This window comes from Ectobacillus polymachus, assembly GCF_048159605.1.
GTDB classification, from domain to species: domain Bacteria; phylum Bacillota; class Bacilli; order Bacillales; family Bacillaceae_G; genus Ectobacillus; species Ectobacillus polymachus.
The window spans coordinates 38,606-62,780 of record NZ_JBLREB010000007.1 but is presented as its reverse complement, the minus strand read 5'-3'; the positions used below and the strand labels follow the sequence as shown (position 1 = coordinate 62,780).

Annotated in this window: 22 protein-coding genes, 10 tRNA genes and 1 rRNA gene; 4 read left to right on the top strand and 29 right to left on the bottom strand. The window is 39.1% G+C overall.

The features are described 5' to 3' along the window. The 12 genes from ACM5BR_RS17655 to ACM5BR_RS17600 form a co-directional block, all read right to left on the bottom strand. Positions 1–58: ribosomal RNA gene (locus tag ACM5BR_RS17655) — 16S ribosomal RNA — on the bottom strand; the annotation flags it as partial. Between the two features lie 69 nt (positions 59–127). After that, a tRNA-Gly gene (locus ACM5BR_RS17650) sits at positions 128–198 on the bottom strand. Between the two features lies 1 nt (position 199). Beyond that, positions 200–276, bottom strand: a tRNA-Pro gene (locus tag ACM5BR_RS17645). 4 nt (positions 277–280) lie between these two features. After that, a tRNA-Arg gene (locus tag ACM5BR_RS17640) sits at positions 281–357 on the bottom strand. 82 nt (positions 358–439) lie between these two features. Continuing rightward, positions 440–522: transfer RNA gene (locus tag ACM5BR_RS17635), tRNA-Leu, on the bottom strand. 99 nt (positions 523–621) lie between these two features. Then, positions 622–705: transfer RNA gene (locus tag ACM5BR_RS17630), tRNA-Leu, on the bottom strand. A gap of 9 nt (positions 706–714) precedes the next feature. Further along, a tRNA-Lys gene (locus ACM5BR_RS17625) sits at positions 715–786 on the bottom strand. 4 nt (positions 787–790) lie between these two features. After that, a tRNA-Gln gene (locus ACM5BR_RS17620) sits at positions 791–865 on the bottom strand. Between the two features lie 94 nt (positions 866–959). Beyond that, positions 960–1,031 (bottom strand) — tRNA-Glu (locus ACM5BR_RS17615). A gap of 4 nt (positions 1,032–1,035) precedes the next feature. Then, positions 1,036–1,123 (bottom strand) — tRNA-Ser (locus ACM5BR_RS17610). 4 nt (positions 1,124–1,127) lie between these two features. Then, positions 1,128–1,202, bottom strand: a tRNA-Asn gene (locus tag ACM5BR_RS17605). A gap of 182 nt (positions 1,203–1,384) precedes the next feature. Next, entirely contained in the window at positions 1,385–1,837 is a 453-nt protein-coding gene (locus ACM5BR_RS17600; protein WP_416829386.1) for a SprT family protein, read from the bottom strand. Positions 1,838–2,050: 213 nt separating this feature from the next. Between ACM5BR_RS17600 and cmpA the strand changes: the two genes are divergently transcribed. Then, positions 2,051–2,161, top strand: coding sequence for a cortex morphogenetic protein CmpA (cmpA, locus tag ACM5BR_RS17595; protein ID WP_416829384.1), 111 nt, complete (start codon positions 2,051–2,053; stop codon positions 2,159–2,161). A 32-nt stretch (positions 2,162–2,193) separates the two neighbouring features. Here the strand turns inward: cmpA and ACM5BR_RS17590 are convergent, their stop codons facing one another. The 9 genes from ACM5BR_RS17590 to ACM5BR_RS17550 all read right to left on the bottom strand — a co-directional run bounded on the left by ACM5BR_RS17590 (position 2,194) and on the right by ACM5BR_RS17550 (position 12,605). Beyond that, positions 2,194–4,383, bottom strand: coding sequence for a Tex family protein (locus tag ACM5BR_RS17590; protein ID WP_416829383.1), 2,190 nt, complete (start codon positions 4,381–4,383; stop codon positions 2,194–2,196). Between the two features lie 78 nt (positions 4,384–4,461). Next, entirely contained in the window at positions 4,462–4,812 is a 351-nt protein-coding gene (gene ndoA, locus ACM5BR_RS17585) for a type II toxin-antitoxin system endoribonuclease NdoA (protein ID WP_379971258.1), read from the bottom strand. A 5-nt stretch (positions 4,813–4,817) separates the two neighbouring features. Further along, positions 4,818–5,105 (bottom strand): antitoxin endoai, encoded by a 288-nt coding sequence (locus tag ACM5BR_RS17580; RefSeq protein WP_416829381.1) that lies wholly within the window; start codon positions 5,103–5,105, stop codon positions 4,818–4,820. 173 nt (positions 5,106–5,278) lie between these two features. Beyond that, positions 5,279–6,448 carry an alanine racemase gene (gene alr, locus ACM5BR_RS17575; protein WP_416829379.1) on the bottom strand — a complete coding sequence of 390 codons (1,170 nt, stop codon included), beginning with the start codon at positions 6,446–6,448 and terminating at the stop codon, positions 5,279–5,281. A gap of 197 nt (positions 6,449–6,645) precedes the next feature. After that, positions 6,646–7,614: a LolA family protein gene (locus ACM5BR_RS17570; RefSeq protein ID WP_416829393.1), complete on the bottom strand. Its 969-nt coding sequence runs from the start codon at positions 7,612–7,614 to the stop codon at positions 6,646–6,648. 123 nt (positions 7,615–7,737) lie between these two features. After that, entirely contained in the window at positions 7,738–8,094 is a 357-nt protein-coding gene (gene acpS / locus ACM5BR_RS17565) for a holo-ACP synthase (RefSeq protein ID WP_416829377.1), read from the bottom strand. Positions 8,095–8,282: 188 nt separating this feature from the next. Then, the gene (locus tag ACM5BR_RS17560) at positions 8,283–9,797 is read right to left on the bottom strand and encodes a degradosome RNA helicase CshA (protein ID WP_416829376.1); all 1,515 of its coding nucleotides are present in this window, start codon (positions 9,795–9,797) and stop codon (positions 8,283–8,285) included. A 294-nt stretch (positions 9,798–10,091) separates the two neighbouring features. Next, a complete protein-coding gene (locus tag ACM5BR_RS17555) occupies positions 10,092–11,465 on the bottom strand; it encodes a UDP-N-acetylmuramoyl-tripeptide--D-alanyl-D-alanine ligase (protein WP_416829374.1) in 1,374 nt (457 codons plus the stop codon). 60 nt (positions 11,466–11,525) lie between these two features. Next, a complete protein-coding gene (locus ACM5BR_RS17550) occupies positions 11,526–12,605 on the bottom strand; it encodes a D-alanine--D-alanine ligase (protein WP_416829373.1) in 1,080 nt (359 codons plus the stop codon). A gap of 197 nt (positions 12,606–12,802) precedes the next feature. On the opposite strand from ACM5BR_RS17550, the gene ACM5BR_RS17545 reads away from it, so the two are divergent. Together ACM5BR_RS17545 and ACM5BR_RS17540 are read left to right on the top strand one after the other, a co-directional pair. Continuing rightward, positions 12,803–13,249 carry a MarR family winged helix-turn-helix transcriptional regulator gene (locus ACM5BR_RS17545; RefSeq protein WP_416829371.1) on the top strand — a complete coding sequence of 149 codons (447 nt, stop codon included), beginning with the start codon at positions 12,803–12,805 and terminating at the stop codon, positions 13,247–13,249. A gap of 110 nt (positions 13,250–13,359) precedes the next feature. After that, complete coding sequence (locus tag ACM5BR_RS17540; protein ID WP_416829370.1) at positions 13,360–13,944, top strand: NAD(P)H-dependent oxidoreductase; 585 nt, start codon at positions 13,360–13,362, stop codon at positions 13,942–13,944. Between the two features lie 43 nt (positions 13,945–13,987). Here ACM5BR_RS17540 and ACM5BR_RS17535 read toward each other — a convergent pair whose 3' ends face one another. Further along, positions 13,988–15,367: an MATE family efflux transporter gene (locus ACM5BR_RS17535; RefSeq protein ID WP_416829368.1), complete on the bottom strand. Its 1,380-nt coding sequence runs from the start codon at positions 15,365–15,367 to the stop codon at positions 13,988–13,990. Between the two features lie 268 nt (positions 15,368–15,635). Between ACM5BR_RS17535 and ACM5BR_RS17530 the strand changes: the two genes are divergently transcribed. After that, positions 15,636–16,511, top strand: coding sequence for a Cof-type HAD-IIB family hydrolase (locus ACM5BR_RS17530; RefSeq protein WP_416829367.1), 876 nt, complete (start codon positions 15,636–15,638; stop codon positions 16,509–16,511). A gap of 62 nt (positions 16,512–16,573) precedes the next feature. Here the strand turns inward: ACM5BR_RS17530 and map are convergent, their stop codons facing one another. The 7 genes from map to ACM5BR_RS17495 all read right to left on the bottom strand — a co-directional run bounded on the left by map (position 16,574) and on the right by ACM5BR_RS17495 (position 24,098). Next, positions 16,574–17,323 (bottom strand): type I methionyl aminopeptidase, encoded by a 750-nt coding sequence (gene map / locus ACM5BR_RS17525; RefSeq protein ID WP_416829365.1) that lies wholly within the window; start codon positions 17,321–17,323, stop codon positions 16,574–16,576. Between the two features lie 168 nt (positions 17,324–17,491). Further along, on the bottom strand, positions 17,492–18,649 hold the full coding sequence (locus ACM5BR_RS17520; protein ID WP_416829363.1) for an ABC transporter permease: 1,158 nt from the start codon (positions 18,647–18,649) through the stop codon (positions 17,492–17,494). A gap of 13 nt (positions 18,650–18,662) precedes the next feature. Next, positions 18,663–19,871, bottom strand: a complete 1,209-nt coding sequence (locus tag ACM5BR_RS17515; RefSeq protein ID WP_416829362.1) for an ABC transporter permease — start codon at positions 19,869–19,871, stop codon at positions 18,663–18,665. Positions 19,872–19,884: 13 nt separating this feature from the next. Then, positions 19,885–20,811: an ABC transporter ATP-binding protein gene (locus tag ACM5BR_RS17510; RefSeq protein ID WP_416829361.1), complete on the bottom strand. Its 927-nt coding sequence runs from the start codon at positions 20,809–20,811 to the stop codon at positions 19,885–19,887. 103 nt (positions 20,812–20,914) lie between these two features. Then, on the bottom strand, positions 20,915–21,580 hold the full coding sequence (locus tag ACM5BR_RS17505; protein ID WP_416829359.1) for a response regulator: 666 nt from the start codon (positions 21,578–21,580) through the stop codon (positions 20,915–20,917). After that, the gene (locus ACM5BR_RS17500) at positions 21,577–22,764 is read right to left on the bottom strand and encodes a sensor histidine kinase (protein WP_416829357.1); all 1,188 of its coding nucleotides are present in this window, start codon (positions 22,762–22,764) and stop codon (positions 21,577–21,579) included. The genes ACM5BR_RS17505 and ACM5BR_RS17500 overlap by 4 nt, the downstream gene beginning before the upstream one ends. A 191-nt stretch (positions 22,765–22,955) precedes the next feature. After that, a complete protein-coding gene (locus ACM5BR_RS17495; RefSeq protein ID WP_416829356.1) occupies positions 22,956–24,098 on the bottom strand; it encodes a glycosyltransferase family 2 protein in 1,143 nt (380 codons plus the stop codon). Positions 24,099–24,175: the final 77 nt, after the last annotated feature.

The following is a 24,175-nucleotide window of genomic DNA, read 5'->3' as shown; positions in this document are numbered from 1 at the left end:
GCATGTATTAGGCACGCCGCCAGCGTTCATCCTGAGCCAGGATCAAACTCTCCATAAAAGTTAAGTTTGTCTAAGCTTATTAAAAAACTGACGTTTCATGTTTTGTTTAGTTTTCAAAGAACTCAAGAGCGGGTGATGGGAATCGAACCCACGCCATCAGCTTGGAAGGCTGATGTTCTACCATTAAACCACACCCGCATGGTCGGGAAGACAGGATTCGAACCTGCGACCACCTGGTCCCAAACCAGGTGCTCTACCAAGCTGAGCTACTTCCCGTTTATGGCGCGCCCAGGAGAATTCGAATCCCCAACCTTTTGATCCGTAGTCAAACGCTCTATCCAATTGAGCTATGGGCGCATAAATTATTAATTTGTCACCGAAGCGACTTTTATATAGTATCATGTTTAAATTAAAAAAGCAAGTGTTTTTTTAATTTAAATGCGGCCGAGAGGACTTGAACCTCCACGGGGTTTCCCCCACTAGGCCCTCAACCTAGCGCGTCTGCCATTCCGCCACGACCGCGTAGCGTAGATAANGACTTGAACCTCCACGGGGTTTCCCCCACTAGGCCCTCAACCTAGCGCGTCTGCCATTCCGCCACGACCGCGTAGCGTAGATAAATGGTGCGGGTGAAGGGACTCGAACCCCCACGCCAAAGGCGCCAGATCCTAAGTCTGGTGCGTCTGCCAATTCCGCCACACCCGCAAAGAAATGTGAGCCATGAAGGACTTGAACCTTCGACCCTCTGATTAAAAGTCAGATGCTCTACCACTGAGCTAATGGCTCATATTGGCTGGGCTAGCTGGATTCGAACCAACGCATGACGGAGTCAAAGTCCGTTGCCTTACCGCTTGGCTATAGCCCAAAGAAATAATAAAGTAGTACACTTCAATTTGAAGCGACAATAGTTAATTTAACATAGGTTGCATTAAAAGGCAACCATTAATTTAATAAAACAATGACCCGTACGGGAATCGAACCCGTGTTACCGCCGTGAAAGGGCGGTGTCTTAACCGCTTGACCAACGGGCCAGAGCAGAGAAGAAGGGATTCGAACCCTCGCGCCGGTAACCCGACCTACTCCCTTAGCAGGGGAGCCCCTTGAGCCTCTTGGGTACTTCTCTATAATGGCTCCGCAAGTAGGATTCGAACCTACGACCTATCGGTTAACAGCCGATTGCTCTACCGCTGAGCTATTGCGGAATAATATAAAGTAAATGCTACATTCTAATCGTTATAATAACTTACTATAATCGACATTAGAGACGAGACTCAATATATTGTATTAAACAATATGATGTAAGTCAAGACTAAAAACGCAACATTATCATCCTGTGACACGTTTATAATATACTGAATAGCCCCCTTTTCTGTCAAGGTATTTTTTATACGCTTACAAGCTTACCTTTACACCTTCCACACACATAACGTGCTGTATTCATACGTTTTCTTCGCGTGTATCGGCATCCGCAATTTGAACATTTGTATTCGTAAAAGGTAGCCGATGTCTTTTTTTGTACAGAAGGAATACTTTTACAAAAACGAGGGGCATCTACCTGCTTGAGCAAATTTCGAAAATCTGCATCTCGATGACGGTATCCTTTCCCTTCTAAATGCAAATGATAGTGACACAATTCATGCTTAATTACTTTAATTAATTCTTTTTCCCCAAATGTTTCGTAATATTTCCAATTCAGTTCAATATTATGATTACGAAGCAAATATCGTCCTCCCGTCGTACGAAGTCGTTTATTAAATAACGCTTGATGACGAAATGTCTTAGAAAAATATTGCAAGGAAATGCCCTCTACTAGTTGCTGCAACTCGAAGTCCTCCATTAAAATCTCTCCCTTAAAAGAAATACACTCTCCATTTGTCCTATGCATACACTGTACATATACCCATTCTCCAGAAATAATTCGAGCTAATCAAAAACAAGCCCGGTTCGCTTTGCCGCAGAAAACAAAAGATCTCTGACGAAAAGAAGCGAACCGGGAACACTAGACATACTTTTTATGCTTTCTACAATTAAAATAAAAGGAGGTACCATTATGCCTTCATGGCTTCAAAACCAAATGCGTCGTGCCTACTTAGAGAAAAATCGATATCGAATCAAACTACTAAATGAATGTTGGTTTTTCTATAGAAAGTTGCAGAGCTAACAGTGGAGCATATGTATGTATCCTCTACTACGCTACAACGCTTTTACATCATCAAGCGGAAGCATAGATAATGAAACCCGACCCTTTTGAACATCTACGCTATCAATCCATACTTTCACAATTTGTCCTACTGAAACAACATCAAGAGGATGCTTCACATAATGATTGCTTAGCTTTGAAATATGAACAAGCCCGTCCTGCTTAACGCCGATGTCAATAAATGCACCAAAATCAACAACATTTCGAACTGTACCTTCTATCTCCATTCCTCGCTTCAAATCTTCTAAATGAAGAATACCTTTCTTCAAGATTGGCTTTGGCAATTCATCACGTAAATCACGTTCTGGGCGTATAAGCGCATCTACAATATCACATAGAGTCGGCTCGCCTATTCCCGTTTCACTTGATAACCTCTGTATATCAATATCTTCTAGCGTTTGTTTTAGACGGTCTGTTCCTAAATCCTGCTTTACCAACGAAAGCTGTCCAAGCAATTTCTCAACATCATCATATCGTTCCGGATGTATGCTTGTACGGTCCAATGGATTTTCTCCTTCTTGAACACGCAAAAATCCGATACATTGCTCATACGTCTTCGCACCGAGTCTAGGAATTCCCTTCAGTTCTGCCCGACTTTTAAATTTCCCGCTTTCCTCTCTTTGCTTCACAATGTTTTTAGCCACTGTTTTTGATAAACCAGATACATATTGAAGAAGCGATGAGGATGCCGTATTCACATTCACTCCGACTTGGTTTACAGCTGTCTCAACTACAAATGCAAGACTATCATTCAACTCTTTTTGTGATACATCATGCTGGTACTGTCCAACCCCAACAGATTTCGGATCTATTTTCACTAATTCAGCTAATGGATCTTGAAGTCTGCGCGCAATGGAAATGGCGCTTCGTTCTTCAACATGTAAAGCAGGAAATTCTTCACGTGCTAGTTCAGATGCAGAATATACACTAGCTCCCGCCTCATTTACAAGAAGATAAAATAGGTCTCGATTTACTTCTTTCAGTATATCTGCAACAAATTGCTCTGTTTCCCTAGAAGCAGTCCCATTTCCAATTGCAATTACTTGGATATCATATTGCTGCAGGATCGAAATGAATTTTTCTTTCGCTTCTTTCGGTTTCGCTTTAGGCGGGTGAGGATAAATCACATCAATATATAGCATTTTACCCGTTTCATCTACCACAGCTAATTTACAGCCCGTTCGATAAGCAGGGTCCACACCTAGAACTAGTTTTCCTTTTAACGGTGGCTGCAGAAGAAGATTTCGTAAATTTTCTGAGAAAATATGAATGGCCTGTTTTTCCGCTACCTCTGTTAGCTCCTTGCGAATTTCACGTTCAATAGAAGGCTGAATAAGGCGTTTATAGCCGTCTTCAATCGCTTCTTCAACAAACGGAACAGCCGGTGATGATGCGGAAGCAATAATTCTTTTCTTCAAATAGTGGATAATCTCATCTACAGGCGGAACGACAGAAATCTTGACGATATCTTCTTTTTCTCCACGATTCATCGCCAGGATGCGGTGGGGCACAATCTTGCTAATCGTCTCCGAATATTCATAGTACATCTCATAGACATTTTTTTCATCCTTCTCTTTATCCTTAACAGAAGACGTTATAACACCCTTATGAAAGATTGTGTTCCGAATCCATGTACGATAAGAAGCTTCATCTGCAATTTGTTCTGCAATAATATCCTTTGCTCCTTGCAGTGCCTCTTCTTCCGAATGCACTTCCTTCTCTTCGTTAACGTAGTCCTTTGCCTTTTGCAATACATCTCCATGAAGAGGAAGTGTGAAAAGCCACTGTGCAAGCGGCTCTAATCCCTTTTCCTTTGCTATCGTTGCCTTTGTTCTTCTCTTTTCTTTAAATGGTCTATATAAATCCTCTATTTCTTGTAATTTAGTAGCGACTAACAGCTTATGCTTCAACTCATCTGTAAGCTTTCCTTTTTCTTCAATTAAACGAAGCACTTCTTCTTTTCTTGTTTGTAGATTTACTGCATACTGCCATTTATCTAATACATTTCGTATTTGCACTTCATCGAGAGAGCCTGTCCATTCCTTTCGATAACGTGCAATAAAGGGTAATGTATTGCCTTCTTCTGTTAATTGAATAACATTATGTATATGTTTATTTGGAATACCAAGTTCAGCAGAAATGTCACGAACAATTGCTTGCTTCTGATCCGTGCTAATAGCCATTCTTATCCTCCTTCACCATTCTATCTTTCTTTAAAAAAAATTGCCCTCTACACGTGCAGAGAGCAACTTTCTGAATCATTAAAAATCTATAAGTCCCAAGCTAATTTGTAAGGCTTCGTCTACTCGACTCATCATACCTTCATCTAAGTGAGTAATTTTATCCGTAAGACGCTGCTTATCGATTGTTCGAATTTGCTCTAACAAAATAACAGAGTCCCGTTCAAATCCATAGCGCTTCGCATCGATTTCTACATGAGTAGGCAACTTTGCCTTTTGGATCTGGGCTGTAATTGCAGCTACAATCACTGTTGGGCTAAATCGATTCCCAATATCGTTTTGAATCACAAGAACAGGACGCACTCCACCTTGTTCAGAACCAACAACCGGAGAAAGATCTGCAAAATAAACGTCACCACGTTTTACAATCAAAAGGATTACCCCCCGCTAACTAAGCGTTCTACCGTATGAGCTGCTTCATACTCCGCTAGAAAGGATTCAGAGGCAATATTAAGATTAATTTCTCCCATTTCAATATATCCACGTCTCATGGATTCATGTTGATAACGCTTCTTTGTTTTGTGTTGCCGCAAAAACATTTTAGTTGCTTCGTAAATCAGTTCATTTCGGTTGCATTTTTCCTGTTTCCCGATTCCATCAAGCTCTGATACGATTTGTTTGGGCAAACGAATAACTATTTCTGTCGTCACACTTGATTCCGACACGAAGTCACACCTCCAACGTCACTACACACACCAAATTATATATATTGACACTTATTTTCATCATACCATTGTATGGTGCAAGTTGCAAAGCCTTCCTCGCTTCTTGTTTATCTTTACCAAGCAAACAAGGAATCATTCGCATCTGAATCTATTACAGATGTTCTTTCCTTTTCTTAACGTTCGGTTAGTAGGTTTTCAATTCCTACAATTTGACCATTCTTTCGAAAAACACGAGGTACACGGAAATTAATCATACAAGTAATTTCATAATTAATGGTACCTAAATATGCAGCAACATCATCTGGACTAACCGCTTCATTTCCTTGCGTACCAATTAACGTGACATGTGTACCTACCGGTAATTTATAAGGAAGCCTGATCATCATTTGGTCCATACAAATACGACCGACAATCGAAACCTTCATACCATCTACTAAAACTTCAAAGCCTTGTAATTTCCGAATCCATCCATCAGCATACCCAATTGGTACTGTTGCAATCCATTCTGGCTCTTGTGCTGTATACGTAGCCCCGTAGCTTACGCTTTCCCCACTTTCAATTTGCTTTACATGAACAATTTTACTATGAAGTGAGAAAGCTTCTTTCAGCTTATACGGAAGAAGCGTATTCATTTCTGGAGATGGGGTAAGCCCATACATAATGATACCAATGCGCGCTGCATTAAATAAGCAATCGGAAAATCGTAAACTTGTCGCACTATTCGCACAATGAATGAGTGCAGGGCGTCCGTGCATCTCTTCAAGCCAGTGTATTTGTTGCTGGAAGGTAGCATATTGTTTTTCAAAATATGTTGTGTCTAATTCATCTGCTGTTGCAAAGTGGGTAAAGGCTCCCTCGATTACAAAATCAGGGATATCCTTAAGTTGTTCAAGGCAAGCGGCTAATTCTTCTTTTAATCGTATTCCAATACGTCCCATTCCACTATCAAATGTAATATGAAGACGTAAGGGATGATTGTTATTCCATACTTCCTTAGCTTGCTTCAACCACTCAGCATCAAAAACCGGCAGGGCTACATTGCTTGCAGCAGCTATATTTACATCTTGCGGACGTACAGCTCCCAAAACTAAAATAGGTGCAGTAATCCCTGCTCTTCTCATAGCTAATGCCTCGTCCAGAAATGCGACCGCTAAACGAGTAGCTCCTGCTTCTAGCGCTGCTCTTGCTACATAAGCCGCTCCATGACCATATGCATTTGCCTTTACAACTGCAAATAACTCTACATCTTCGGGAATATGCTCTCTTGCATGCCTTACATTCTCGTGAATAGCATCTAAATCCACTTCGATCCACGTATCCCGGTAAAACGATGACACCTTCATTAAAAAAACACTTCCCTTATACGTTATGCAATGCTTATTCTTGTATATTCATAGTTTAAAGTCTATTCTAGATTATTGACTTAAGACAAGGAAAAGTCAACGAAATTTCGAAAAACGACACTTCTAAAAATGACCTATTCTAACAATTTTATACTTAAATAAACAACATGACGAGTCTGGACCCGTCATGTTGTTTATTACTTCGATGATTTTTGGTATACAGAACGAGCCACAGCAAGAATTTCATCCTGTGATAACCCTTTTGCAACTAACATATAGTCAACGCCGTTTTGTGACCAACTCACCGATTTATCTGTTAATGCACCAATTGTAAAGCCTAAATCTACTGGCTCCCCGTTTAAACCAATCGGCGTACTTGTCTGTGATGTTCTAGCTTTCTCCTCTACTAATGTAAAGGTTCTGTTACTATCTCCATAAGTAAGAATGATTCGTTTTCCGTTATTCGTTTGCAATTGTTTTTCATCATTTAGTTTCATATCCTTCGGTAGGTCATTCGGATACAAAACTGAAAACGGTTGATCCTCTTTCCCGTTCGTAGGCATTTCCATTTGAGCACCCGACATGTTCTTCTTCATATCAAATGAACTCTTATCGAATTTTGCATCGAATTTCACATTCGAAAACTTCACTTCAACAAGGGGATTTTTATCATTGTCTAATAGCTTAACTGAAACTGGGGCTAAATCTTTTTTGCTAAACGTAATTTCCTGCTTCGGCATCATATTCTGATTTTGATAGTTTGTTTTCGTTTCAAAAATATAGTATTGATCCGTACTCGTAAACGTAGCATTTTTATCCTTCATTACATCGCGAACGAGCGATTCGAATAAATAAGATTGACTACTGTTTTGCGGCCAATCGCTTTGAAAGCGAAAGCTTTTATTTAAGGCAGGCGTTAATACAAATACACCATCATCATTTCGCAAAATAATTTGACTTTGCTCCTGCTTGGCATTCTTTAAGTTAACACGATAATACGCAGGCTTGCTATGCCAAATATCAACCATGTACTCCTGTACATCTGCCCCAGTTTTAATCGATAGCGTTGCCTCAGCTTGATAACCTGACATCTTTTTCACTTTGGCATCTAAATCAGAAATAACACTTTCCTTTGTTTTTGGCCCACAGCCTGCTAAAGCCGCCATTGCAAGCAACCCGATTATTACTGCAAACAGCAGTTTTTTCATTATTTCAGCCCCTTTGTCTCATAAGTTAAGTAGAATCTATCGCTACTCAAATATATGAGAGGAAAAGAACGATTATGCAGACTAGCATGACGGGCTTTCAAGAATTACTTGTGCTACCGCATAGCTGTTGCTATGTGAAATAGAAATATGAATATTGTAGGAGAACACAGAATGAACCACTGGCTTTCCTAGCTCATCATTTATAATTTCTACATCTTGAAAACTAACGTCTTTGCCAATCCCTGTACCTATTGCTTTTGAAAATGCTTCTTTTGCAGCAAAGCGCCCAGCCACAAATTCAACTTTTCGTTTTCCTTTAAGAGAAGAAGCAAATTCGCGTTCACAAAGCGTAAGGATACGCTCTAAAAATTTAGGCTGCTCCATAGACTTCGCAACTCTATCTAGTTCAATTATATCGATTCCAATACCTACTATCATTCTCATTCATCCCTTTTTACCCGAGTCCTTTTAGTGCATAGAGAAGGCAGAATGATGACCAATTCCCTTATTAACACGAACAGGCAGTAAGCCCCTCTTTAGGCACATTATATTATAAGCCTAAGTGAGAGATTACTGCCTGTAAAATGTAAAAATTGGTTTGTTAGCCTAACAAGGAATGTTTCACTTTATTTCGTTGCAGTAGGCTTGCGTCCCTGCTTACGATTATCAGAGTAGCCTCTACCTTGTCCTCTGCCTTGTCCTTGTCCTTGTTCATAATGATGGCCGCCCTTACGATTTCTGCTACGATCGCGGTTACGGTCATCCCCTCTATTACGATCACGATTACCACGGTATCCACCTTTTTGTTTGTCACGTGATGAAACAACCGGCGGTTCATCTGTCAATCTAATAGGAGTTGTATCTGGCTCTTTTGTCATCATTTTTAAAGCTGCAGCAATAATTTCTACTGAATCTTTTTCTTCTAAGATTTCTTCTGCCATACGCTTATAATATGACAAGTTTTCATTATCAATGATAGAACATAATCGATCCGCAATAAGACGTTGTTGACCTTCTAATGCTTCGTCTAATGTTGGTGCATTCATACGTTCAATTTTACGTTTTGTTGTACGTTCAATATTATGCAATTGACCAGATTCACGCGGCGTAACGAATAGCATAGCCACTCCTTTTTTACCTGCGCGACCAGTACGGCCAATACGGTGTACATAGGATTCTGGATCTTGCGGAATATCGAAATTGTATACATGTGTAACTCCTGAAATATCCAATCCACGAGCTGCTACATCTGTAGCTACAAGTACATCAATGGAACCTTCTTTAAATTTCTTCAATACAGACAAACGCTTCGCTTGGGTTAAATCACCATGAATTCCTTCTGCTGCGTAGCCACGAAGGTTTAATGCTTCTGATAATTCATCGACACGACGTTTTGTACGACCGAATACAATCGCAAGCTCTGGAGATTGAATATCCAATAAACGAGTAAGCGTATCGAATTTCTTCTTTTCTTGTACTTCAATGTAGAACTGTTGAATATTAGGCATTGTTACTTCTTTAGCCTTTACCTTGATGTGCTTTGGCTCCTGCATAAAACGTTCTGCAATACGGCGAATTGGTTCTGGCATAGTAGCTGAGAACAACAACGTTTGATGCTCTTTTGGTACATCCGTTAAAATAGATTCAATATCTTCAATGAATCCCATATTTAACATTTCGTCTGCTTCATCAAGTACCACTGTTTCAACGCTTTGCAAACGAATTGTTTTGCGATTAATATGGTCAAGAATACGACCTGGAGTTCCGACAATTAAATGTGGGTGTTTCTTCAAGGAACGAATTTGGCGATTGATGTCTTGCCCGCCGTATATTGGAAGAATACGAACGCGCTTGCTAGTTCCAATTTTGTATAATTCTTCCGAAACTTGAATTGCTAGCTCACGAGTAGGTGCAATTACAATTCCTTGAATCCAATCATGGTTTGTATCTATTTTTTCTAATAACGGTAAGCCAAATGCAGCAGTTTTCCCAGTACCTGTTTGTGCTTGTCCGATAATATCTAATCCTTCTAAGGCAACCGGAATCGTTTCTGCCTGTATAGGTGTTGCTTCTTCAAATCCCATTTGCTCTACTGATTTGAGCAAAAGTTCACTTAATCCTAATTCACGAAATGTTGTCAATTTTAACGTGCTCCTTTTCTTTTTCATATCACTATTCACATAAAAAGGCATCCTCCTCGCGCGAGGAAAATGCCCTTACTATCGTTAAGGAATCTCTTCCGACTTATCTAATGGGCTCCCCTCGAAAGAGAAATAATGGAAATGCATTTTTTATGCTCTACCTATTATAAGTTTTGTAGTAAAAAAAAGCAAACTCACTATTTCCTTCTTTTTCGAAATTAGGTCCTTTTTTACTAAATTTAGCTCTTACATGAAAAAACGATAGGTAGTGAGGCTCCTATCGTTTATTATTTATTAAAGTAACGGGATCAATTCTTCGAGTTTCATACCTCGAGATGCTTTTAGCAACACAACATCTTGTGGGGATACCACTTTTCGCAATGCACTTGCCAGCTCCTCTTTATCAGTAAAACTCATAACACGTTCCTTAGCAAAATGTTCGTTCGCTCCTTGAGCAATATGCTTGCCAAGTTCTCCGTATGTGAAAACATAGTCGACAACCTGCGGATCAATACATGTTCCAACCTCATGGTGAAACTGTTCTTCTTGATCGCCAAGCTCTAACATATTTCCTAATACGACAATTTTCTTATCATATCCGTGCAAATCTTTCATGATAGCAAGCGCCGCTTTCATCGAAGTCGGGCTTGCGTTATAGGCATCATTTATTATTGTTAACCCATCGGCAGTATGGATGATTTCTGAGCGCATGCGAGTCATTTGTAAACGGGCAAGGCCTTCCTTCATACTCTCCCATGTAACACCAAAGAAAGAAGCAATCGCTATACACGCTAAGGAATTATAGACATTATGCTTGCCAAGTGCCGGGATGAAAAAGGAGAGATCTGACGCTTGGTTAATAGAAAATTCCGTACCATTTTCCTTCGTTACAATGCGAGTAGGAAAATAATCATTCGTGCTATTATCTCCAAAGGTAGCGATCTTCGCTTTTATTTCTAATTGCGGAACTCTCTCTCCTAGTAACGGCTCATCTCCATTATAAACAAACAAGCCATCCGGCTGCAGTCCTTGAACAATCTCCGTTTTTGCAATTGCGATTCCTTCTCGTGAACCGAGATCCATTAAATGAGACTCACCGATATTTGTAATAATCGCTGCATTAGGTCTAGCAAGCTTTGATAAAAATTCAATTTCACCAAAGTTTGACATACCCATTTCAATTACAGCCATTTCTGTATCTTCCTCTAAACGAAGAATGGTAAGAGGTAATCCAATGTGATTATTCAAGTTACCTTCTGTTTTTTGAACCTTATACGTTGTGGCAAGTATACTAGTAAGAATATCTTTCGTAGATGTTTTTCCATTGCTGCCCGTGATTCCAATTACTCGAATACGTAACTGGCTGCGATACTCATAGGCTAAAGCTTGCAATGCTTCTAGCGTATCTTCTACAAAAATTACAGGTATATTCGTTGGCGGACTTGGCACATCCTTCTTCCAGAATGTTGCAACAGCACCGTTTGCCACTGCGTTAGCTACAAAGGAATGTCCGTCAAAGCGCTCTCCCTGAATCGGAATGTATAGATTCCCTTGTTGAATCGAACGGGAGTCTATGGATACACCCTTTATACGTACGTTCTTCCATTTTTCATCAAGGCCATTCCCATGAACCATTTCTTGAACTTGTAATAGTGTTCGTTCTAACATACGAGTTCCCCTTTACAAGGAAGAAACACTATTCCCTTTGAATAGTGCTTCGGTTCCATCTTAAATTGTATATTTGATTTGTTGTTTTTCTTCATGACGTTTGATAGCCAGACGCACAAGCTCTTCAATAAGCTGCGGATATTCAATACCCGTGCTTTGCCATAATAACGGGAACATGCTTACAGGTGTAAAGCCAGGCATAGTATTTACTTCATTGATATACACCTTGCTGTCCTTCGTTAAAAAGAAGTCCGCTCTTGTTAATCCAGAACCATCCAATGCTTGAAATGCAGTAATAGCATCGCTGCTAATTCGTTTATATTCTTCTTCTGTAATGTCAGCAGGAATAATTAATGCTGTGCTTTCATCAGAATATTTCGCCTTATAGTCGTAGAATTCTTTTTTCGGTACAATTTCACCAACTACCGAGCAGCGAGGTTCTTCATTTCCAAGAATGCCAATCTCTACTTCGCGTGCTACGATATTCTCTTCAATAATTATCTTACGATCAAATTGGAATGCTTCTTCAAAAGCCGCTTCTAATTCTTCGCGGTTTTTACATTTACTAATTCCAACGCTTGAGCCAAGATTTGCAGGCTTCACAAAGCAAGGATAGCCGAGTGTTGTTTCCACTTTATCATAGGCTGCATTGCGGTCTTTTTCCCATTCATGTCGAATAAACCAAACGTAATTCGCTTGAGGAAGACCTGCTTGTGCAAAAATATTCTTCATAATTACTTTATCCATACCTGCTGCCGAAGCTAATACGCCATTTCCTACATATGGAATGTTCAACAGTTCAAGTAAGCCTTGTACCGTACCATCTTCACCATTTGTCCCATGAAGAAGCGGAAATACAATATCAATTCCTTTTTCAGTACTCTTTGCAGAAGTCAATTCATGACTTAATGAAAGCGGAGATACTTCATTACTGCTTTCCGTTAGCTTTAAAGACTCAACAGATGTAACGTCACCTTCAATACGATTGCCATGGCGCCACTGACCTTGTTCTGTAATATAAATAGGGTAAATGTCGAATTTATTACGATCTAATGCTTTTGTAGCAGCGAGCGCAGTTTGTAACGACACCTGATGCTCTGCTGATTTTCCACCATAAAGTAAGCCTAATTTTATTTTCATGGTAAACCACCTTACTCGTTTTTTATCACCATCTTATTTTAACACTTTTTAAAAAAATGGATAGAGAATGTTTACAGAAACTTCTTTTCGAAATGTTCCGCTGCCAATTACATCAAAGACTATTTATAGGTATATACCTAAGTATATGTAAGCAACATAAAAGATGATATGATTTTATCAGAATTGACATTAGTTAGATGTCTAACTATAATGATGCCATGATTAAGAAAAATGCTGTTGCGCTCATTAGTAGATTGAAGGAAAATAGCGACCGACTGATCTTGTCAGAGCTAGAGAAACATGGTGTGAAAGGAATTGCCCCTTCACACGGTGGAATATTAGTAGCTTTATACGAAAAACAAAAGGTGACAATGAAGGAGCTTGCGGAGCGTATTAAACGAACGAAGCCTACCGTTACGGTTCTCGTAAATAAGCTGGTTGATTCCGGGTATATTAAAAAGGAAAAGGATCCGCAGGATAACCGAGTCACTTATATTTCATTAACAGAGAAAGGAAAGGATTTAGAGCAAATTTTTTATCAGGTATCCTCTACATTAAACGATGTGATATATGGTGACCTTACTGAGGAAGAGCAAGAACAATTAGAACATATACTCACAAATAGACTAAATCGATTTAGGTAAGCTAATTAGGGATTCTTTGCAACCATTCTTGTTTTGAAGGATTGCTGCAAAGAGTCCGTTCCTCGGAACCGACTAATAGTTAGATATAAAACTAAAAAGGAGACTTGAACATGAAACACTTAATTGTATATGCACATCCAAATCCAAATAGCTTTAACAACGGTATAAAGGAATCACTCATAAAAGCATCAGAAAAAAACGGACATGAAGTGGTCGTTCGCGATTTATATGAATTAAACTTCGAACCTGTGTTAAAAGGTTCTGACTTCGAATTGTTCCAAAAAGGACAAGTAGCAGAAGATATCAAAAAAGAACAAGAGTACATCAAATGGGCAGATGTGATTACATTCGTGTATCCTGTGTGGTGGACAGGATTTCCTGCTATTCTAAAAGGATATGTCGACCGTGTCTTTTCTTACGGCTTTGCCTACGCCTATGTTGATGGAGTACCAAAAGGATTACTTACTGGTAAAAAAGCACTTTTATTTAGCACAACAGGTACTCCAAGTGAAATTTACGGACCAAACGGTATGCTTAATGCAATGAAGAAAATATCAGATGAAGGTATTTTTGGCTTTACTGATGTGGAGGTCTTAGATCACGTCTTCTTCTGTGGTATTCCGGCGGCCGACGAAGCAGCGTTAAAAAACTATTTAAAAGAAGTTGAAAATACTGTAACAAAGTATCTTGGATAATGGAAAAGACTGCTGAACTAATATTCAGCAGTCTTTTTATATCTTATCTTGCCATCTTTATTTCCTTCCAGTTTCCATACATGTAATACAAAACATTACATACAACGGTCACTGCAAAGCTGATTGGGAAGCTCCACCATAATGCATCAAGTCCATACATCTTTCCAAGATAATACGCAAGGGGTGTACGCAATACCCAAAGTGCTATAAATGTAATGATAAGAGGTACCATGACAGCCCCTGTAGACCGAATGACACCAGAAACGACAAACATAACTCCAAATAAGATAAATGACCAAAGTGTTATGTTGTTAATCTGAATACCAATATGTAAAGCATTACTATTTGCTGGCAAGAAGAGAAGAAGTGCCTGGCGATTGAATAAGTGGATAATAGCAACAAGAAAGCCTGTTAATAACACATTAAATGCTACTCCCATCCACGTAATACGATGAACACGATCCCATTTACCAGCACCTACATTTTGTGCAGCCATGGAAGTGACCGCTCCTCCTATAGCCATTGCCGGCATTTGTACATAATTGGATAGCTGTGAAGCTGCCCCATATGCAGCCGTCGCTTCAGAGCCAAAGGTATTAATTATATTAAATAAACCAAGTGCACTAGAAGAAACAACAATCATTTGCAATCCCATTGGTATTCCCTTCGCAACTAGAACGCGGAGAATATCCCAATCGATACGAAGCATATGAAGTTCATTCTTCGTAATACGAAGAAAATATTCCTTTTTATACAAATAGAAAATAATAGCAAAGAGACTAATAAATTGTGCAATAAAAGTAGCCGTCGCCGATCCTCCAATTCCAAGCTTAGGAAAGGGGCCAATTCCAAAAATAAGCATAGGATTTAAAACAATATCCAAGCCTGCAGATAACAACAGGAAATAAAATGGCGTCTTGCTATCTCCAGAGCCACGCAAAATAGTCATTACATAATTGTATCCGAACATAAATGGAACACCTGCAAACATGATACGCGTATAAATAAGAGCCATCGGCTTTGCATCCGCTGGTGTATTTAGTACATCTAATATAGGTGAGACAAATATCAAACCTAATGCCGCTACAATCAGGGACAAGGCCATGAAGAAGATTGCACTCGTTCCTACTACTTTCTTCGCCTCTTCGATTTGCTTAGCACCGATTTTTTGCCCAACTAATATCGTCGCTGCCATTCCAATCCCGAAAACAGAACTAATAAGAAAAAACAAAAGAATATTGGCATTAGAGGTTGCAGCAAGTGCCTGTTCCCCCAGAAATTTCCCAACCCATATCGAATTGATTGAACCGTTTAAAGATTGCAGTATATTGCCTAATAAAATTGGCATTGAAAAGAATAATAACGTTTTTGCAATTGGTCCTTCCGTTAATATAGGACGTTGCTTCATTGATGCTTTTTCCAAATAATTTCCTCCTTATGATTTCATTTCAATATGTAAGTAAGCATAACCATATTTTTTCTAACTAAAATTCTCTCTATGTATCATCAGCGAAGGGAAAGTAAAAAACAAATAATTTGTGCTTACCCTTTGAATTTACTATCACTAATCTGTACTTACTCCTCGCGATATTCTCAAATCTTAAAAAATAATTACTCTTCCTTTTTCTATTAAACATGATACATTTAGTAAGTTGGATCATATATCTTAATAGATAAGGAGTGTCCTAGAAATGAAACTTATTTCCATTGATATGGACGGAACATTATTATCAAAGGATTTAACCATTTCACCACAAAATATCGATGCTATCAAAAAGGCACAAGCTGAAGGCCATATCGTAATGATATGCTCAGGAAGAACGAAGTATAGCATCTTGAAAATATTAAACGAATATTCGATTCGCTGTCCGATTGGAGCAAGTAACGGATCTATAGCCTTTGTAGACGACCAAGTAATAGAAGCAAACTATCTACCAAAACAGACAGTGTCTGAACTTACTCGCTTTTTAGAAGCAGGCTCTTTTCCTTATAAGCTTTACACAAATAAAGGTGTATATGTACCGAATACATGGAAAGAGCGTGTCATGAAGGCTTATAAAGAAGGTTCTTATCCAGATAGAAAGATGACAATAGAAGATCTAGAACGTGTAACGGTTCAAGAATTGAAAGCAACATATTACCACTTATTTGATGATGTGACAACTATACTTGCGGACAATTCTACTCACATGGAAAAAATATTTCTTCTTACATTAGAACAAGACAAACGAAAGCAGTTAGTACAAGATATACAGCAAATTACAGATATTACGGTTACATCATCAGCCCCAAGTAATTTAGAAATAACAACTGAACATGGAAATAAAGGAACTGCACTACAAGCTATTGCTAACCATTTTCACATCCCAATGGATCAAACGATAGCAATTGGTGATAATTTTAATGATGTACCTATGATGAAAGCAGCCGGCTTCAGCATAGCGATGGGGAATGCAGAAGAAGAAGTAAAAGAAATTTGTGATACTGTTACTCTTACGAATAATGAAAGCGGCGTAGCCCATGCCGTGCACAAATATGTGTTACACACTGAGAAAGCCGTACAATAACTACAAATAATTAAGAAAGGGGACGTTATCGTAAATAACGCCCCTTTTTTGGTACATATACTTTAATTTTGCTCCGTTAATATAATCGGGTCTCCATCTGTAATGACAAGCGTATGCTCATATTGTGCTGACAAAGAACCGTCAATCGTTCTCGCTGTCCATTTGTTGCTATCCATCTTCGATTGCCAAGCTCCTATATTAATCATCGGTTCAATGGTAATAACCATACCAGGTTTCAATCGATGACCCTTTCCTGGAAGTCCATAATGCGGAATGTACGGATCTTCATGAATCGTATGGCCTATACCATGACCGGTAAATTCTCGAACAACAGAATATCCTTTTGGTTCTACAAAGCTTTGAATGGCATGGCCAATATCTCCAATACGATTGCCTGCCTTTGCCTGATTGATTCCAAGGTACAATGCTTCTTTTGTTACTGCAAGTAAGTCACTTGCATGTTTGGATATTTTTCCCACTCCATAACTCCAAGCGGAATCCGCTAATCCACCATGTAAATTTACTACCATATCAACTGTCACGATATCTCCCTCCTTTAGAGGAGATTTACGTGGGAATCCATGGCATATTTCATCATTAATCGAAGCACATGTAGCATACTCATAGCCTCTATATCCCTTTTGTTCAGGCTTTGCACCGTTTTGCGCTAAAAATTTGTCTACAAATGCATCAATTTCCTTCGTCGTAATTCCTGGTTGTATTAAGTCAGCAAGTTTTTGATGACAAGCTGCAAGCAATTTTCCCGCTTCGTGCATTAATGTAATTTCACGTTCTGTTTTCAAAGTAATCATATTACAGTCCTCCCTACCTACATACTAATACTTCTCTCTCATAAGAGACAAGCACACTGCATATGCATTCCTTGAAAATATATGTTAGGAGTGAGAAATGGTCCTTCATTTACCCAATTTTTTTTCGAAAAAAGAAAACGGGACTTTGCCCGTTTTTCGCATTCGCTCTTATTCATATCGAATCCGATATAAACCTATTATAAAAAATACGGCAGCAAAGGCTAGCAAAATCCCAGCATAGCTTGCGATATCTGATACACTTCCCCCTCGTGCAATGAGCTCTGTAAAGCCCCGCATCGCCCACGTTTGAGGTATAAAATCTGCGATTCGCTGCATGAAAGCAGGCTCAATCTCAAGTGGCCAGTACATGCCAGATATCATACATGTGCTAGCTACTACAATATTACCAATTGCAGCTTGCTGCTCTGACGTTTTTACCATTCCCGCTATGAATAATGCCAGACCAACGATAGCTAGCAGCATGGCAGAAACAAGAACGATATTCCCGATTATGTTCCCCCACGTTACGTGGAAAAGAAGATTGGTCAGCAACATCAGCATTCCAAATTGGATCCAGCCGAGTACGAAGAAGGACAAAATATACCCTCCTAATATTTGTGCTTTGGAAGCAGGTGTACTCATCATTCGATACCAAACACCGTTTTTACGCGCTTCTAATATCGTACCGGTTGCAACCATCATGACGATCATAACGAACAGAATGGAAAAGCCAGCTGCTCGACCAGACATATTGTTTAAACTCGTAGCTTGAGTTCCTTTCGATACCGTATCTTTTTCCAAGGTAACAGGCTTTGCAGCAGCTTCGCTTGTTAGCTTATCATACATAACAGACCAAGAATCACCGCTATATGTGCTCCATGACTTCGCAGCACGAACCCGCATATTGACCGAAGTAAGATCATCTTGCAACGATTGTTGCACAGTCCCAACAGTAGTGAATTCAGGAGTATGTTCTAGTACAATTTCTTTTTTGTTATCATTTTCTACACTATCTTGAAATCCTTTTGGAATCGTAAGCACACATTCAACCTTTTTATTTTTTAGCAAATCTGCTGCCTCTTGTTTTGGCGATAACGAAACATTTAGCAGCTTATTTTGCGTTATGATTTCATAGTATGACTTTGAAAGAACAGATTGGTCTTCATCCACGACAAGCATCTTTATGCGATTGTCTCCTGAATCACTAATTAAACTTCCAAAGATGAGAGTAAAGACTAGAGGCAATGCAAACATCACCAAATAGCTTTGCGGTTTTTTCAATAATCGCATGAGTTCGAACTGACAGATGGCAATCACTTGTTTCATCGTTTGTTTCCCCCTAACGCGCCTGCAAACGCCATGTTCCTAAAATAAGCGAAGCGAATCCTATAATAAGAAGGACGCTAAACGCAGGAAATAGTTCTTGCCACGTAACTCCTCCCATTATGTCAAGAAAACTAACCAATGCCCATTTGTTCGGTGCAATGTTTGCTATTACTTTTAACGAATCTGGGAAAGCATCTAATGGCAGCATGGAGCCTCCTAATAGTGCAAGAAGCTGAATCACAACACCATTTATCGTATCTGCTGTCTTTTCACTTTTAATCATTCCAGCAAGTAACATTGATAATCCAGATACACAGATCGAATACGAAAGGCCTACCGCAGCAATTTGGAGCATATTATCTCCCCAATCTACACCAAAAAAGTAATGGGTACCAGCAACAAAAACCACAAACTGCATAACCGAAAACAGTAACGTTCCGATAAATTTCCCTGTTATGATGGACAATGCACTTGTAGGTGTACTCATTAAGCGAGCTAACGTTTCTGTAGATCGCTCAGCAATAATCATCTTTGCTCCAATAGATATGTTAAATAGCAGGAACATAACACCCATTCCAACTGAGTAATATTGCATGGATGACACACTCTTCTTCCCAGCTGTCTTGGCAGTAATACCTGTTTTTTCAGTTGCCATACCCTTCAGCTGATTACTAATATCATAAGCAACATTACCTAAGTTGACGCTTCCTGTCATAACAGGTGTTGATTTTGCTAAATCATTCACAACCATATTTACCCCTAGGGAAGCCGTTTGGGCACGTTGTGAAAAGGATTGGATAACCGTCTCAATAATAGAAGATTGCATAGTCTTACCTGGATCGGATAACAAAATAGGTTGCTTGAGTTCACCTTGATTGATATTTTCACTCCACTTTGCTGGAATAATTAAGCCTGCATCTACTTTTCCTTCTTGTATGAGTGTTGTGAGTTCTTCTCGGGATGCTACTTCCTTCACTGTAATATAAGAGCTTAAGTCAGCACTTTGCAGAACATCCTTTTTAAACATATCTGCAAAGGAATCATGGTCTTCTTGATAGTAGCCTAGCACGGTATTTGGCAATTTGTTTCCTTCCATTACTCCGCTAAGTGCAGAACCTAAAATGGCTGTCAAAAGAAGCGGCATGAATATCATCAGTAAAAACCCACGCTTATCAGTAAAACGAATTTTGAAATCCTTCCATGCAATAATTAAGCTTTTCATCGTAATGTCCCCCTTAATCCCGCAGTGAACGTCCTGTTAGCTGTAGGAAAAGCGCCTCTAAATTGGGTTTCTTCACTTCAAGCGCTTCGATTTGCACCTGGTACATCACTGTGGCACCGACAATCTCCCCAATTACTTTCTCGTCTGTAACAAAAATATCGATGCTGCTCTCATTCACCTTAACCCGTTCGACATTAGCAAGGTTTTCTACGAAACGAATAAACTCCTTCTTTCCCTCATTGACTTTGAGCTTAATTATCGAACCATTTGCAATTTGGTTAACTAAATCTTCCTTCGTTCCGAGTGCAATCAACTGACCGTGATCTAAAATGGCAATTCGCTTACACAAATATTCAACTTCCTCCATATAGTGACTTGTATAAATAACTGTCATTCCTTGTTCATTTAACTGTTTTACTGTTTCTAAAATATGATTACGTGATTGCGGATCAATTCCAACGGTCGGTTCATCCATAATTAACAGCTCTGGCTTATGCAATAAAGCTGCACCAATATTAATACGCCGTTTCATTCCACCTGAGAAGGTTTCAATTTTCTCCTTCGCATGATCAGAAAGCCCTACATACTCTAGGACCTCATCGGCACGTTTGTTCACTTGTACTCCGCTTAATCCGTACATTTTCCCCCAAAAAATTAAATTTTCTTTGGCACTCATTGTCGGGTACAATGCAATATCCTGTGGAACAACCCCAATTTTACGTTTTACTTCTATCGGTTTATCTTTCACCGATACACCATCAACGACTATATCACCGCTATCAGAAGAAACAAGGCCGCATATCATTGAAATCGTTGTTGATTTCCCTGCTCCATTCGGTCCTAGCAGCCCAAAGGATTCCCCTTTTTCTACTGAAAATGAAATATCACAGACTACTTTCTTTTCGCCAAACGACTTTGCTATATGTTCTATGACAAGCATATCATCATACTCCTTTCCAGCAATCTACCTCTATTTTACGAAGAAAAATAAAATGCTCCATCTGTCTTAAGATAGAATTACAGATTTGAAGTGCTGTCAAAAGTCATATGTACTCAGAAATACCGTAGCGAACTGCAAAAATCGCTGCTTGCGTCCGATCACGTAACTCCAGCTTACTAATTAAATTGGACACATGATTCTTTACAGTTCCTTCTGTAATGTATAGCTTATGTGCAATCTCCTTGTTGCTAAGTCCATATCCAATCTCCCGTAAAATATCCAATTCTCTTTCCGTAAGCTGCTTTACAGAGGATGGAACTTCCTCAAGCAACATAGCATCGCTCTCTCTTGTTTTCTTTAATTCCTGCAAAACCTGTGCCGTTACTTCTTGTGGAAGAACAACACCGCCTGATTTTACCGTTAGAATCGCTTGCACGATCGTATCCGTCGGCATATCTTTTAATAAATATCCGCTCGCTCCTTGTTCTAGCGCTTCAAAAATGAGATCACTATCCTTAAATGTCGTTAACATAAGCACTTGCAGGGCAGGGAGATGCTCTCGCAAAAGTCTAGTACCTTCTACCCCATTCGTCCCCGGCATACGAATATCCATTAATACAATCTCGGGATTGTACTTCCTCGCTTTTTCTAGTGCTTCGGCACCATCACAGGCAGTCCCAACGACTTCTAGTTCCTCTCGCAGATTCAAAAGCATGCCCAATCCATCACGAACGAGCGGCTGATCATCTACAATCAAAATCCGTATCATCCTATCCCTCCTAAGCTTCGTTTATCTCGAAAAAGCGGAAACTGTATAGCAATATGGAATCCCTTTCCCTCCGAACTTGTAAATACAGCCTTTCCGCCATGCTCTTCCACTCGCTCTTTCATATTGGTAAGTCCAAATCCTTGCGTGACTTGTTTTGTGCCCCTTCCGTTATCCTCCATTTGTAGCTCAACCATGTTCTCATTACAGGACATATTCACTTTACATTCTGTTGCCTTTCCATGGCGCAGGGCATTCGTTAACGATTCCTGTATGATTTTTGAAATAGAAGGATGCATAGAGGATGGAACGATTGTTGGATCACCCTGAATTTCAAAGAACACTTTAACTCCCGTTGTTTTAGAAAAATCATGGATGATGGAACGAACAACAGAAGGAAAGGAATTTTCATTAACATCTTCCTTTAATGCGCGAACACTCATTCGAATCTCTTGGAGAGTAGTTCTGGATAATTCTGTACAAGTTTCTAATGTCCGCCTTGCTTGTGGCAGCTCCTTCTTATAAAGCTCTAAGGCGAGCTCCTGCTGAACAATTAGTGCGGTTAAATAATGGCCAACTGTATCATGAATGTCTCTTGCGATTTGATTTCGCTCGCGAACTGTAGTTAGCTCCTCTACCTCCTTCGCATATACACGAAGCTGGTCGTGAGCTTCCTTTAACACTCTATGAGATTGAGACAGTGCTTCATACTGAAGATCAATATTCGATCTTGCAACCTGTAATTTGTGAATTAAATTACCAACAACTGCTTCTAAAATGATAAAAATAAGGTTTAAGATATTTGATATAAGTCCGTTAGTACCTAACACAATATAGGAATGGACAACTGTAACAAGCCAACTGATAAATAGAAAAAATGAGAATCCAAACAATACTTTCTTATTTCCTGTATATAAAAATAATGTAAGTACTTCTGCTCCCAATAAAATTAAATGAAGAGTATAGTCTGGGAAGATAAGTCCAAGTGCGATAATCCAAGCACAATCAATGGCGAGAAGATAGTAAAAAAGCTGACTTTTCTTTGCGATACAAAGGATAAAGAAATGATTCATAATAAATGCTACTAGCGCAATTCCAATAAGCACTTTTATATACATATTTGGTGCTTCTATGTAATAAACAAGGGTAACTATGATAAATGTAGCTAACCGTAGATAACCTAACAAAGTCTCACCTCATCTTCTCACTTATGTAAGTGTAATCCATAGCTAGCTATATTTTACTATAACCTCATACAAAAATGACCAATATGATGAATTAATATATAGTGAAACCTCCACCCAATCGGGTATATGCCAGAGTTTCTCTCACATATCGAAAAAAAAAGCCGCCCTAGGCGACTTCTTAAGCGAAAGGATTAATCCAAGCTAACTGGTTTAACCTTTTCTCCATATTTTACTTTGCTCGTTCCATGCGGAGTACGAACCCAACTGTTATTTCTAAATGTAAATAATGCAAATACGATGATAACATTTTGTATAATCAAATATGGTACATGAAGCAATAGACCTGCCAGATCAGAAAGCCCACGATCCAACGCCATCCAGAACAAAATGAAGATCATAGAAAATACTAAATTTAGTAGAGCATGGTTATTAAACCAGAACCCAGACAAACCGATTAACATAAAGAACGGCAGCGCCAAATACATACAAAACTCTAAATCTTTAAAAACAAGCTTTGGAAAGTATTGAAAAAACACTTGCCATTGCCCCCGTGCCCAACGTGTTCTTTGACGTATACCAACTCTTACACTTTGTGGCTTTTCATCGTAAATCTTCATAAGCGGGTTATATTTAACACGAATCTTTGCTAAACGTAGCTTTGCTGTATATTCTAAGTCGTCTGTGACAGACGTTACATCAAATGGAACACTTTCCAAGACTGATAAACGAAATCCCCAGCCTGTACCACCTAAAATAGAGCAACGATTTAAACGTTCTCTACCTGAATAATAATAACGCAGCATAAAGTGATAGTTCATTGCATACCAACGTGTTTGTAGGTTATCTGAGCTATTTAACGTAGCAATGTAGCCTTGTACCACATCATCATTTTGTAATGAGCCTACAAGCTGTTCAAAGTAATCTGGCTCAATCTTATTATCCGCATCTAGAATTGTAACAACGATATTAGAATTAAACCCATATTCTTTTGTTAAATTTGCAAAAGCATCCTTTAGTAAATATTGCTTACCTGGAATACCTGTTTTACGTTCAAATACTTCTACATTATTCTTCTTACAAATCGGCACCGTATTATCCGTACAACGATCTGCACATATAATTAATCGAACTGGATATCCATTTATATTAGACGTTACATTTTCTATCAGTCGTCCAATGACTTTTTCCTCGTTATGAGCAGGAACCAAAACAACGATTTGCTCCGGATGGAATTGTTTTGCTGAACCTGATGCTCGTTTCGGTATCACCGCAGCGATAAACACGACGACTGACCAAACAGCAAAAATGGCCATAACTATGTTTATAAGAATCATAAGTTTCCTCCTAATTACAACTAAGTTCATCCCAAATTAAGTTAGGTGAGTATATATAAGCTGTAGCTTGGTCCTTT